Genomic DNA, 12,259 nt, shown 5'->3' on the forward strand with positions numbered 1-12,259 from the left:
GATGGGGATAGCTCCCGGAGATGGGTGTCGTTCCCCCTACTGGTGTCATAGTGGCGCCCATGGACCGGGGTGAACGGGACCGCGAGGCCCTCCTCGACGCGGCCCTGCAGCAGTGGGCGGACGGCGGCTGGCCCGCCATCGACCCCTTCTCGGCCGCGGAACGGGCCGGGCTGCCCGCGACCGGGGCCGACGAGTTCGGCTCCGGTGTCGAGCTGGGCTGCGCGGTGTTCGACCACATCGTCGACGAGCGCGCCGCCACGACCATGGCCGCGGTGCAGGCCGCCGCCGCGAACCCGGCGGCCCGGATCCGGGCCGCGCTGACCGCCTGGTTCGACGACGTCGCCGCCGACCCGCGACGCGTCGTCGTGCTGGTCGACGCGATCGGCTGCCCCGAGCTCGTCGCACGCCGCCGCAGCGCCAACCGCGGCTTCGCCGAGCTGATGGTCAGCGGCGCCGTCGACAGCCGGATCGAGCCCGACGACCTGCGCGTCGCCGGGCACTTCTGCCTCGGCGGGATGGGCGAGATCGTGCTGGCCTGGCTGGACCCGGAGAGCCTCGTGACGCGGGAGCAGGCCCTGGGCCACGGGGTCCGGCTCTACGAGTCCTGCCTGTTCACCCGCTGAGCGGCCTCATCCCAGCGCCCGGTCCAGGTTGATCGCGGAGCTGATCAGCGACAGGTGGGTGAAGGCCTGCGGGAAGTTGCCCAGCTGCTCCCCGGTCAGGCCGATCTCCTCGGCGTAGAGGCCCAGGTGGTTGCCGTAGGAGAACATCTTCTCCAGCGCGATCCGGGCCTGTTCCAGGCGTCCGGCCCTGGTCATCGCCTCGACGTTCCAGAACGAGCACATCGAGAACGTGCCCTCCTCGCCGTCGAGACCGTCCGGCGAGTCCTCGACGTCGTAGCGGAACACCAGGGTGTCGACGACGAGGTCGTCGTTGATCGCGTCCAGGGTCGCCAGGAACCGCGGTTCGGTCGGCGCGCAGAACTTCACCATCGGCATGAGCAGCACCGAGGCGTCCAGCGTGGTCGCGCCGTAGCGCTGCACGAACGACCCGCGCGGCGGCACGTCGGGGTCCCAGCCGCGGTCCATGATCTGGTGGTAGATCTCGTCGCGGGTGGTGGTCCAGGCCCCGACGTCGCCGGGCAGCCCGCGCCGGCGCGCCATCCGGATCATCCGCTCGACCGCGACCCAGCACATGAGCCGGGAGAACACGTGGTCCTGGCGGCCCGCCCGGGTCTCCCAGATGCCCTCGTCCGGGGAGTCCCAGTGCTCGCGCAGCCAGTCGAGGATGGTGCAGAGGTTCGTCCAGTCCTCGTGGCCGACGCCGTCGCCGTACTTGTCGTACAGGTAGACCGAGTCGATGATCTCGCCGTAGATGTCGAGCTGGAGCTGCGACGACGCGCCGTTGCCGGCCAGCACCGGGCGCGAGCCGCGGTAGCCGTCGAGGTGGTCGAGCTCGACCTCGTCGGGGGTCTCGTCGCCGTCGATCGTGTACATGACGCGCAGCGGGCCCTGCGCCCCCTCCTGCCGTGTCCCGAACCGGCCCGACAGCCAGCCGATGAACGCGCCCGCCTCCTCGGTGAACCCGAGCCGCAGCAGCGCGTAGAGGGTGAACGCGGCGTCGCGCATCCAGACGTAGCGGTAGTCCCAGTTCCGCTCGCCGCCCAGCTGCTCGGGCAGCCCCATCGTCGGCGACGCGATCACCGCACCGGTCGGCTCGTGGGTGAGCAGCTTGAGGGTGAGCGCGGAACGGTGGACGCGCTCGCGCCACCGCCCGGTGTACGACGAGTGCGCCAGCCAGTCCTTCCAGAACGCGACGGTCCCGGTGAACAGGGCCTCCGCGGCGTCGTCGCAGGTGGTGGGCTCCCCGGTGGCGTCCACCTCCAGCACGAACACCTCGGTGCGCCCCTCGGCGGTGCGGAACTCCGCGCCCGCGGCGTGGTCGGTGATCTCCAGCTCCACCGACGACGTCAGGTCCAGGGTGACACCGCTGCCGGTGAACCGGATGCCGGCGCCCGCGCTCTCGACCTTCGGGGTCTCCCGGGCGTAGTCGGGTCGCGGGACCACCTCGACGGTCATCGGCACCGCCCCGCGGACCCCGGTGACCCGGCGGACGAGCCGCTGGCGGTGGTCGGGGTCGTGCGGGCGCAGCACCACCATGAGGTCCTGCACCTCGACGATGCCGTCGGCGGTGAGGAAGCGGGTGATGAGGATGTTGGAGTCGGGGTAGTAGAACTGCTGCTGGCTGGCGAGCTCGGTCTCGTCGACGCACGGCGCGAGCCGCCAGTGCCCGCCGCGGTCGGCGTCGAGCAGCGAGGCGAACACGCTGGGCGCGTCGAACCGGCCCGGGCAGAACCAGTCGACGGTGCCGTCGGTCCCGACGAGTGCCGCGGAGCGCAGGTCGCCGATGATCCCGTGTTCGGCGATCGGGAGGTAGCGCTCGCTGCGCGAGGGGCTCACTCCGGCACCCGCCAGCCGCGCGGGCCGGGCAGGTCGAGCGCGTCCTGCGGGCCCCAGGACCCGTCGGAGTAGGTCTGCGTCCGCGGCGGGTCGGCGAGCACCGGGTCGCACAGCTCCCAGAGCCGCTCGACCTCCTCGGTGGTGGTGAACAGCGTGCGGTCGCCCTTCATGACGTCCAGGAGCAGCCGCTCGTAGGCCTCCAGGGCGTCGTCGGGGTCGCCGACGCTGTCGAGGTCCAGCCGCATCCGGCCGCGGCCGACCTTGAGCTCCGGGCCGGGGACCTTCGCGCGGACGTCGAGCTCGGCCGACACCTGGTCGGCCAGCTCGATGACGAGCTCGGTGGGCGGCCCGTCGTGGGCGTCGCCCGTGAACGACCCGCCCGGGAACATGGTCAGCGCCGGCTCGTCGAAGCCGATCGTCACGGTGCGCCGGGTCGCGCCCATCGCCTTGCCGGTGCGCAGGAAGAACGGGACGCCGAACCAGCGCCAGTTGTCGACGTAGGTCTCCAGCGCGACGAACGTCTCGGACTCCGAGTCGTCGGCGACGCCCTCCTCGTCGCGGTAGGAGGCGTACTGGCCGAACACCACCCGCGACGGGTCGAGCGGCCGGATCGATCCGAACACCTTCGCCTTCTCCGCGTGCAGCGCGTCCGGCGCGATCGCGTACGGCGGCTCCAGGGCGACGAACCCGAGGATCTGGAACAGGTGCGTGGAGATCATGTCGCGGAACGTGCCGGTGGACTCCATGAACGACGCCCGGCCCTCGATCCCGATCTCCTCGGGGACGTCGATCTGCACGTAGCGGATGTTCTGGCGGTTCCACACCGGCTCGAACAGCCCGTTGGCGAAGCGCAGCGCGAGGATGTTCTGCACCGACTCCTTGCCGAGAAAGTGGTCGATGCGGAAGATGTCGGCCTCGTCGTAGACGTCCTTCAGGCCTGCGTTGAGCTCCTTCGCGGACTCCAGGTCGGTGCCGAACGGCTTCTCCAGCACCAGCCGGGAGCGCTCGGCGATGCCGGTCTCCCCCAGCATCGCGACCATCGGGGTCATCGCGGTCGGCGGCACGGAGAGGTAGACGAGCCGGCGCACGTCGTCGGAGCCGAGGTCCTTCTCCGCGCGCCGCACCGCGTCGGCGAGGTCGGCGCCGTCGTCGGCGTCGGAGACGACGAAGCTCAGCCGCGGCGCGAAGTCGTCCCAGCCGGTGTCGTCGGACAGGGCGCCGCGGATGCGGTCGCGGAACTCGTCGTCGGAGCCGGGCGAGTGCCGGCCGGACCCGATGACCCGGAAGTCCTCGGGGAGCAGACCCTCGTTCTGCAGGTGGAGCAGACCCGGGAAGAGCTTGCGCTTCGCCAGGTCGCCGGTGGCGCCGAACAGCACGATCACGTGCGGGGGCAGGTCCGAAGGCATGATCCCCGGCTACCCCCGGGCGGCCCCCGCCATTCGGCGGCGCCGGTCACGAGCGTGTTTCCGACGGCCGGTGTGCGCGGCGTACCGTTGCAGGGGTGAACGTCGACGTGACGCCGCTGCCCGGGATCGGGGTGCGGAAGGAGATCGAGCTGCGCAGCGGCCGCCGGGTCGGGGTCATCGCGCACCGCGACGGGAAGATCGACCTGATCCTCTCCCGTGCCGACGACCCGGACGCCTGCGTCGCGGAGCTGCCGCTGACCACCGAGGAGGCGGGCGCCCTGGCGAACCTGCTCGGCGCCCCGCAGCTGGTCAACCAGCTCAAGGACGAGCACGCGGACCTCCCGGGCATCACCACCCGCAAGATGCCGATCAAGCTCAACAGCCCGTTCGACGGCCGCCCGCTCGGCGACACCGCGCTGCGCACCCGCACCCAGGTGTCGGTGGTCGCGATCATGCGCGCGGGCCAGGTGATCCCGTCGCCGACGCCGGACCACGTGCTGGCCGCCGGGGACATCGTGATCGCCGTCGGGACGGCCGAGAAGCTGGAGCAGGCCGCCGACATCCTCGCGCGCGGCTGAGGCCGCCCCGGTAGTCGTGGACCACACCGCACTCGAACTGCTCGAACTCGGCGCCGTCTTCTTCGGGCTCGGCCTGCTCGGCAGGCTCGCCCAGCGGATCGGCCTGTCCCCCATCCCGCTCTACCTGCTCGGCGGCCTCGCGTTCGGCGCGGGCGGCGTCATCCCGCTGGGCGACATCGGCGACTTCACCTCGCTGGCCGGCGAGGTCGGCGTCGTCCTGCTGCTCCTGCTGCTCGGGCTCGAGTACTCCGCGGTCGAGCTGGTCACGGGGCTGCGCCGGTCCTGGACGGCCGGGATCGTGGACATCGTGCTCAACGCCGCGCCCGGCGTCGCCGTCGCGCTGATCCTGGGCTGGGGCGCGGTCGGGGCGATGGTGCTGGGCGGGGTCACCTACATCTCCTCCTCCGGGATCGTCGCGAAGGTGCTGTCGGACCTGGGCCGGCTCGGCAACCGGGAGACCCCGGTGGTGCTGTCGGTGCTGGTCTTCGAGGACCTGGTGATGGCGCTCTACCTGCCGATCCTCACGGCACTGCTGCTCGGCGTGACGCTGTGGGGCGGGATCAGTGCGGTCGCGGTGTCGCTCGCGGTGATCTCGGTGGTGCTGGTCGTGGCGCTGCGCTACGGCCGCTACGTCTCGGCCGTCGTCGACTCCGACGACCGCGAGGTATTCCTGCTCAAGGTGCTCGGCGCCGCGCTGCTGGTCGCCGGGTTCGCCCAGGCCATGCAGGTGTCCGCCGCGGTGGGCGCGTTCCTGCTGGGCATCGCGATCTCCGGGTCGACCGCGGAGAACGCGACGAAGCTGCTGGAGCCGCTGCGGGACCTGTTCGCCGCGGTGTTCTTCGTGGTGTTCGGGCTGTCGACCGACCCGCGGGCCATCCCGCCGGTGCTCGGCTGGGCGCTGGTGCTCGCCGTGTCGACGGCCGCGACCAAGTACGCGACGGGCTGGTGGGCGGCGAAGCGCGCACGGATCGGGCGGATGGGCCGGGCCCGCGCCGGGGCCGCACTCGTCGCCCGCGGCGAGTTCTCGATCGTGATCGCCGGGCTGGCCGTCGGCTACGCGGCCGTCCCCGCCGAGCTGTCCGCGCTGGCCACGGCGTACGTGCTGATCATGGCGGTGCTGGGCCCGATCGCCGCCCGCTACGTCGAGCCGGTCATGCGGGCCCTGCCGACGCGCACCCCCGCGACCGCCTGACCGCCCGGCCCGGCCCGCTGTCGCACCCCACCGGAGGCCGTCGCACCCGCCGCGACAGGTGCGGCGACCGCGCGCGGGGTGCGGCGTCAGTCCCGGGCGGCGAGGGTCGCCTTGTAGAGGTCGCGCTTGGGCACCCCGGCGGCCTCGGCCACGGCGGCGACGGCGTCCTTGAGACGCTCGCCGTCGTCGGTGCGCTCCCGGACGGCGTCGACCAGCGACTCCACCGGCGGCGCCTCCCGGGCCTCGGCGCCGGCCAGCACCACGGTCACCTCGCCGAGCACGTCGCCGGAGGTGGCCCAGGCGTGCAGCTCGGCCAGGGTGCCGCGCACGACCTGCTCGTGGGTCTTGGTCAGCTCCCGGCACACCGCGGCACGGCGGGACTCCCCCAGCACCGCGACGGCGTCGGCGAGGGTGTCCGCGGTCCGCCGCGGTGACTCGAAGAACACCACGGCGCGGCGCTCGTCGCGCAGGGTCTCCAGCCACCGGCGGCGCTCGCCGGAGCGGCGCGGCGGGAAGCCGTCGAAGCAGAACCGCTCGCACGGCAGGCCGGACAGGACCAGCGCCGTGGTCACCGCGGACGGGCCGGGCGCGCAGGTGACCGGGAGGTCCTCCGCGGCGGCCGCGGCGACGAGCCGGTAGCCCGGGTCGGACACGGCGGGCATGCCGGCGTCGGACACGACCAGCACGGTCGCGCCGTCGCGGACCGCGGACAGCAGGCCGGGCAGCCGCTCGGCCTCGACGGCGTCGTAGTGGCTGACGATGCGGCCGGTGTAGGTGACCGGAAGCGCCGCGGCGAGGGTCCGGAACCGGCGGGTGTCCTCGGCGGCGATGACGTCGGCGGTGGCGATGAGCTCCCGCAGCCGCGGCGAGGCGTCCCGCGGGTCGCCCAGCGGGGTCGCGGCCAGGACCAGGCGACCGGTCGTCGTGGCCGTGTCGGGCGTGGAGTCGGGGGCGGGAGTCACGTCGGCCAGCCTACGATCGGACGCGATGGCCACCACGAGCGCCGATGCCGGGAGCCGGGTCGCCGGAGCGGCACCCGAACCCGGTCTGACCCCGCGGGGCACCCCGCCACCGCTGCGCCGCGCCGATCCCGGCCCGGCCGCGCGGCTCGGCGCGCCGCCGCCGTCGGACCGGCTGCTGGGCTGGCTGGTCACCGCGGGCGTGGTGCTCGTCGCGGCGCTGCTGCGGTTCTACGACCTGGGCGAGCCCACCGACCGCGGCACGCCCGTGTTCGACGAGAAGCACTACGTCCCGCAGGCCTGGGACATGGTCCGCAACGGCGGGGTGGAAAGCAACCCCGGCTACGAGAAGATCGTCCACCCGCCGCTGGCGAAACAGCTGATCGCGCTGGGCCAGATGGTCTTCGGCTACGACGGCGTCGGCTGGCGGGTCTCGGCCGCGCTGGCCGGGGTGCTCACCGTGCTGCTCGTCGTGCGGGCCGGACGGCGCCTGACCCGCTCGACGGCGCTGGGCGGGCTCGCCGGGCTGCTGCTGTGCGCCGACGGGCTGTCGCACGTGCAGTCGCGGATGGGGATGCTCGACGTCTTCTCCGCGCTGTTCGTGGTGGGCGCGTTCGCCGCGCTGCTCGCCGACCGCGACGACGTCCGCGACCGGATGGCACGCGTCGTCGCGCAGGGGCGGGTCGGCGACACCGTGTGGGGCCCGCGCTGGGGGGTGCGCTGGTGGCGGCTGACCGCGGGCGTCTCGCTCGGCCTGGCGTGTGCGGTGAAGTGGAACGGCGTCTACTACATCGCCGCGTTCGGGCTGCTGTGCGTGCTGTGGGACGTCTCGGTGCGCCGCCGCGCCGGGGTCGCCCGGCCGTGGGTGGGGACGATGGTGCGCGACGTCGCCCCCGCGCTGTGGGCGCTCGTCCTGATCCCGGTGCTGACCTACGTCGGGTCCTGGTGGGCGTGGTTCGGCAGCGAGACCGGCATCGACCGCCACGAGGTGGGCCGGGAGATCGGCACCGGCGGGGCGTTCGCCTGGGTGCCCGACGCGCTGCGGTCGCTCTGGTACTACCACGGTCAGGTCCTCGCCTTCCACGAGAACCTGACGACCCAGTCCGCCGGGGCGCACCCGTGGGAGTCCAAGCCCTGGACCTGGCCGATGGGGCTGCGGCCGATGCTCTACCGCTACGCCGACGACGCGACCGGCTGCGGGGAGACCGACTGCGTCTCCGCGGTGATGCTGATCGGCACCCCGGCGCTGTGGTGGCCGGCGATCCCGGTGCTGCTCTGGGGGCTGTGGCGGGCGGTGACCCGGGTCGACTGGCGGTGGACGGCGGTGCTCGTCGGCTACGCCGCCGGGTTCGTCCCGTGGTTCTTCAACATCGACCGGCAGATGTACTTCTTCTACATGATGCCGGTGGTGCCGTTCCTGGTCCTGGCCGTCGTGCTGGCGATGGGGCAGATGCTGGGCCACTCGCGGATGAGCGCGCGCCGGCGCCGCAACGGGCTGCTCGTCGTCGCGACGTGGGTGGCGCTGATCGGGGTCAACTTCGTGTGGCTGTGGCCGATCCTGGTCGGCGACCCGATCACCGCGGCGCACTGGCAGGCCGAGCTGTGGCTGCCGTCCTGGCGCTGAGGAGCTGCTCCGTCCGGGTGACGTCCGGAACTCCGGCGGGCGGTGCGACGACCGACCCGGCGTGAGCCCCGTTCTCCGCCGCCTCGCGGTCGCCCTCCCCGCCGTGCTCCTCGCCCTCGTCGCCGGGGCCGCACCGGCCTGGGCGCACACCGAGCTCGAGTCCAGCAGTCCCGCCGCGAACTCGCAGGTCGGCACCGCGCCGACGTCGGTGTCGCTGACGTTCTCCGAGGACATCGCGGCCGCCGACGCCACCGTCGCGGTGACCGGCCCCGGCGGCACCGACTACGCGGCGGGTCCCGCCACCGGCGACGGCGACACCCTCACCGTGCCGCTGCGCCCGCTCGGTGCGGCCGGCGCGTACACGGTCACCTACCGGGTGGTCTCCGACGACGGCCACCCCGTCTCGGGCACGGTGCCGTTCACCCTGACCTCCCCCGGGCCGGGTGCGGCCGCGGCGACCTCCGCGGCGGCCGCGCCGTCCGCCGCACCCACCACAGCCCCGCAGACCACCCCCACCGCGTCCTCCGACGACGGAGGGGCGCCGGTGTGGCCGTGGATCGTGGTCGCCGTCGTCGTCATCGGGGCCGGGGTGGCGTTCGCGCTGCGCCGGTCGAAGGCCTGACCATCGACGACGCCCCGCCCGGGCACCGGGTCCGCGAGCCCGCGCCCGCGGTCGCCGGGTGGGTCGCGGTGCTGGTGGGGGCCGCGGTCGTCGTCGCCGGGGTCACCGGTGGCATCGGGCCGGACGGCGTCGCGCTCGACCTGGCCCAGACCGTCGTGCGGGCCGCGGCGGACCTGGCCGCGGTCGTCGCGGCGGGTGCGGCGCTGGTCGCGCTGCTCGCACCCGACCGGGTGCCCGGCGCCGACCGGGTCCTGACGACCGTCGCGCCGCTCTGGCTCGGGGTGCTGCTGGTCGAGACGTTCGTCCGGGGCGCGGTCGTGTCCGGGCGCGGGCTCGCCGACGTGCGCGGCCCGGACCTGCTGGAGTTCCTGACCGGTCCGCGTGCCGGGACCGGCCAGCTGGTGGCACTGGCCGCGATGCTCGTGCTGGTCGGCGTCGCCGGGTCGCGGCCGGCCCGGCCGGGCGCCGGTCCCGGGCCCGCGGTGCTGGCGCTGGTGGTGGTCGTCGTCGCGGCGGCGGCGCCCGCGGCGACCGGGCACACCGCGGCGTCGACGGTCGCGGTGTACGCGGTGCCGGCGGTCGTCGCCCACGTCGCGGCGGCGCTGCTGTGGGTGGGCGGGCTCGGCGCGCTGCTGGTCACCGCCCGCGACGCCGACGTGCGCGCCGTCGCGGTGCCCCGGTTCTCCCGGCTCGCGCTCGCCGCCGTCGTCGTGCTGGGGGTGACCGGGCTGCTCGCCGCCACCGCGCGGCTGTCCTCGCCCACCGACCTGGTCACGACGGCCTACGGCGCGGTCGTCCTCACCAAGGTCGTGCTGCTGGCCTGCGCCGCCGCGCTGGGCGGCGCGACGCGGGCCCGGCTGCGCACCGGCCGGCTGCCGGTGCTGGTGTGGGCGGCGGTGGAGGTCCTCGTGCTGGTCGCGGCGACCGGGGTCGCCGCGACCCTGACCCACACCGCCTGAGCGGTCAGCGGGTCGTCGCGGCGGCGAGCTGCGGTTCCAGCTGGTCGATCGCGTAGAGCAGCGCGTCCGGGCCGCCGTAGGACAGCGCGCCGCCCAGGGGGTCCTTGAACGTCGTGTAGAGCGTGCGGCCCTCGCGGACGACGCCGAGGCGGGCGAACGGCACCGACGCCGTCATCTGCTGCTCGGTCGCGCCGTTGACGAACAGCACGTCGCGGTCGAGCAGGTCCAGCCGCTCCTCGCTCACGTCGCCGGAGTGCTCCTGCGTCCCGAAGCCGAGCGCGTCGAACAGCGCGCGCCGCGGGTCGCCGGCGGGGATCAGGTAGTGCCCGCCGTTCTCCGGACCGAAGTCCTCGACGAGCACCTTCCCGGCGAACGACGGGTGGGCGGCGCGGACCGCGGCGATCCGGTCGCGGACCTGGGCGGCGCGCTGCTCGGCGAGGTCCTCCCGGCCGATGGCCTTCCCCGTGGTGAGCAGTTGCACGTCCCACGGGGTCTTCTCCGGCGGGTACGCCGCGGACTGCACGACGGTCGGGGCGATCGCGGACAGCTTGCGGTACATGTCCTCGTCGATGTCCTCGTAGATCGCGATGATCACGTCCGGCCTGCTCGCGGCGACGGCCTCCAGGTCGATGCCGTCCTCACCGGACTGCGGGACCTCGGCGCCCTTCGTCACGGCCTGCACCCACGGGAAGCCCCAGTAGGCGTCGAACCAGGAGCGGGTCATGACGGGGACGACCCCGAGCCCCAGCACGAAGTCCTGGTCGTTCCAGCCGACCGTCGCGACCCGCTCGACCTGCGCCGGGACCGTCGTGGTGCCGTAGCGGTGCTCGATCGTCGCCCCGGTGGGTGCCGCGGCGGGCGCGGGAGCCCCACCGCACCCCGCCAGGACGACGACGGCCAGCGCCGTCGCGATCAGTCCGACCAGTCGTGCCCGCACCATCGTCGCCACCTCCACGACGGCGTCCTTCGCCGGCGCGGTCGTAGACCATCAGGTGAGGTTAGGCTCATCAATAGGCCGTGAGGGTGACATCAACTGCAGGCCGGGAGTCCGAGCCCGCCGCGGGACCCCGGCTCCAGGTACACCTCCGACAGGTAGCCGGAGCGCCCGTCGGGCCAGGTCACGCGGTACCAGAGCTCGGACTCGACCCGGTGCGGGTTGTGCGCGACGGGCGAGTCGAGGTTGTAGTTCCACATCCGCTCGCCGACGACCGTGCAGGTGGCGGGCAGCATCGCCCCGCTGACGACGTCGGTGCCGTCCTCCTTGCAGCCCCGGGGACCGCAGAACGCGATCGCCCGTGACGACAGGTAGGCGGGCCGGAGTCCTCGACGAGGTCCTCCGCGCCGAGCGCGACCTTGTTCTGCACCGTGACGACGGCCGGCCCCGCCGACGCCGCGGCCGGCGCTCCGACGGTCCGGGCGGCGAGCCAGCCGGCACCGCCCGCGACCAGGGCCGTGGCCAGGACGGCGACGACCACCGCCCGCGCCGTCCGCCCCCTCAGGTCCTCGGCGCCCGTCGGTTCCGTCCCCCCGGCGGCCGCGCTCGCCGGTTCCGTCCCGCCCGTTCGCGGGGTCTCCGTCCCGTCCCGGGCCGTGGGCGCTCTCGTCGCCGGTGCCGCGACGTCCGCGGAGACGGTCGCCGAGAGCCTCGCCGGAGCCGTGGTGGGCGACGCGGGGGCCGCGGGGGCCGCGGCCAGCGCCGCGTGCCGGCGTGCCCACTCCCGCACCTCCGGCGCGGGTACGCCCACGGCGGCGAGCACCGTCGTCACCAGGTCGGCGCGGGGCAGGCGGGGTCCGGTGCGGGCGTTGCCGATCGCGCTCTTGCTCCAGTTCGAGCGTTCGGCGGCCTCGCGGACGGACACGCCGCGGGCGTCGAGCACCGCGGCGAAGTCACGGCAGAAAAGTTCCGGGGAGTCGAGGGGACGACCGTCGGGGGATTCGGTCACCCGGACGAGTATCCGGTGCACGATCACGGGGAGCCAGGCGGGGCGGGCGCCGTTCCACGGAGATCGTCACGATTGACGAGAGGATCTCGCGATACCCCGGTGCATCCGCGGCGACGACGGCGTGGCGGCGCGGACGGCGGCCGCGGTCGGCTCACCCATGCGGCTCCGGCTCCGCGCCCGCCGTCCGGTCCCCCACCGCCGCGTCCCGGCGCAGCCCGTCCACGACGAGGGTGACGACGCCGTCGGCCTCGGCCCGCCACCCGGGACGCGCGTGCGCGGCGCCGATGCCGTGCAGGGCCATCAGCACCGCACCGGCGTCGACGTCGTCGCGCAGGGACCCGTCCGCCACACCCGCGGCGACCAGTTCGGCGACCGCGTCCTCGAGCTCGTGCCCGCTCCCGCCGCCGGAGCCGGCGGACATCAGGGTGGCCAAGGTGCGGGCCAGGCCCTGGTGCGCGTCGATGTGGTCGATCATGTCCCGCGGAAGAGCGCCAGCGCCTCGTCCGCGGACCGCGTC

The 12,259-nt window shown here is 74.3% G+C and carries 11 protein-coding genes and 1 pseudogene; 6 read left to right on the plus strand and 6 right to left on the minus strand.

The window, feature by feature from the left end:
* Positions 1-59 precede the first annotated feature (59 nt).
* A complete protein-coding gene (locus KPL60_RS24010; RefSeq protein WP_226367275.1) occupies positions 60-623 on the plus strand; it encodes a TetR/AcrR family transcriptional regulator in 564 nt (187 codons plus the stop codon).
* A 6-nt stretch (positions 624-629) separates the two neighbouring features.
* Here KPL60_RS24010 and KPL60_RS24015 read toward each other — a convergent pair whose 3' ends face one another.
* Positions 630-2,459, minus strand: a complete 1,830-nt coding sequence (locus KPL60_RS24015) for a glycoside hydrolase family 15 protein (protein WP_226355138.1) — start codon at positions 2,457-2,459, stop codon at positions 630-632.
* Complete coding sequence (gene zwf / locus KPL60_RS24020) at positions 2,456-3,865, minus strand: glucose-6-phosphate dehydrogenase (RefSeq protein ID WP_226367276.1); 1,410 nt, start codon at positions 3,863-3,865, stop codon at positions 2,456-2,458. Before zwf ends, KPL60_RS24015 begins: the two co-directional genes overlap by 4 nt.
* A 95-nt stretch (positions 3,866-3,960) precedes the next feature.
* On the opposite strand from zwf, the gene KPL60_RS24025 reads away from it, so the two are divergent.
* Together KPL60_RS24025 and KPL60_RS24030 are read left to right on the plus strand one after the other, a co-directional pair.
* Positions 3,961-4,443, plus strand: coding sequence for a cation:proton antiporter regulatory subunit (locus KPL60_RS24025; protein ID WP_073577611.1), 483 nt, complete (start codon positions 3,961-3,963; stop codon positions 4,441-4,443).
* Between the two features lie 16 nt (positions 4,444-4,459).
* On the plus strand, positions 4,460-5,635 hold the full coding sequence (locus KPL60_RS24030) for a cation:proton antiporter (protein WP_226367277.1): 1,176 nt from the start codon (positions 4,460-4,462) through the stop codon (positions 5,633-5,635).
* Between the two features lie 86 nt (positions 5,636-5,721).
* On the opposite strand, the gene rsmI is transcribed toward KPL60_RS24030, so the two are convergent.
* Entirely contained in the window at positions 5,722-6,597 is an 876-nt protein-coding gene (gene rsmI / locus KPL60_RS24035) for a 16S rRNA (cytidine(1402)-2'-O)-methyltransferase (RefSeq protein ID WP_226367278.1), read from the minus strand.
* A gap of 25 nt (positions 6,598-6,622) precedes the next feature.
* On the opposite strand from rsmI, the gene KPL60_RS24040 reads away from it, so the two are divergent.
* From KPL60_RS24040 to KPL60_RS24050, 3 genes are all read left to right on the plus strand, one after another.
* On the plus strand, positions 6,623-8,218 hold the full coding sequence (locus tag KPL60_RS24040) for a dolichyl-phosphate-mannose--protein mannosyltransferase (protein ID WP_226355134.1): 1,596 nt from the start codon (positions 6,623-6,625) through the stop codon (positions 8,216-8,218).
* A gap of 61 nt (positions 8,219-8,279) precedes the next feature.
* Complete coding sequence (locus tag KPL60_RS24045) at positions 8,280-8,840, plus strand: copper resistance CopC family protein (RefSeq protein WP_226367279.1); 561 nt, start codon at positions 8,280-8,282, stop codon at positions 8,838-8,840.
* Positions 8,841-8,908: 68 nt separating this feature from the next.
* Entirely contained in the window at positions 8,909-9,799 is an 891-nt protein-coding gene (locus KPL60_RS24050) for a CopD family protein (protein ID WP_226367280.1), read from the plus strand.
* Positions 9,800-9,803: 4 nt separating this feature from the next.
* Here the strand turns inward: KPL60_RS24050 and KPL60_RS24055 are convergent, their stop codons facing one another.
* The 3 genes and pseudogenes from KPL60_RS24055 to KPL60_RS24065 form a co-directional block, all read right to left on the minus strand.
* Positions 9,804-10,754 carry an ABC transporter substrate-binding protein gene (locus tag KPL60_RS24055; RefSeq protein WP_226367281.1) on the minus strand — a complete coding sequence of 317 codons (951 nt, stop codon included), beginning with the start codon at positions 10,752-10,754 and terminating at the stop codon, positions 9,804-9,806.
* Between the two features lie 74 nt (positions 10,755-10,828).
* Positions 10,829-11,029 (minus strand): hypothetical protein, encoded by a 201-nt coding sequence (locus KPL60_RS24060; protein WP_226367282.1) that lies wholly within the window; start codon positions 11,027-11,029, stop codon positions 10,829-10,831.
* A gap of 864 nt (positions 11,030-11,893) precedes the next feature.
* Positions 11,894-12,259 (minus strand): annotated as a pseudogene (locus KPL60_RS24065) (hypothetical protein); the annotation flags it as partial.

It is taken from the genome of Pseudonocardia sp. ICBG162 (assembly GCF_020496225.1).
Taxonomy (GTDB): Bacteria; Actinomycetota; Actinomycetes; order Mycobacteriales; family Pseudonocardiaceae; genus Pseudonocardia; species Pseudonocardia alni.

Coding starts and splice junctions, on each gene's coding strand:
- KPL60_RS24010 (WP_226367275.1), top strand. CDS start 60: ATGGACCGGGGTGAACGGGACCGCGAGGCCCTCCTCGACGCGGCCCTG.
- zwf (WP_226367276.1), bottom strand. CDS start 3,865: ATGCCTTCGGACCTGCCCCCGCACGTGATCGTGCTGTTCGGCGCCACC.
- KPL60_RS24040 (WP_226355134.1), top strand. CDS start 6,623: ATGGCCACCACGAGCGCCGATGCCGGGAGCCGGGTCGCCGGAGCGGCA.
- KPL60_RS24060 (WP_226367282.1), bottom strand. CDS start 11,029: ATGCTGCCCGCCACCTGCACGGTCGTCGGCGAGCGGATGTGGAACTAC.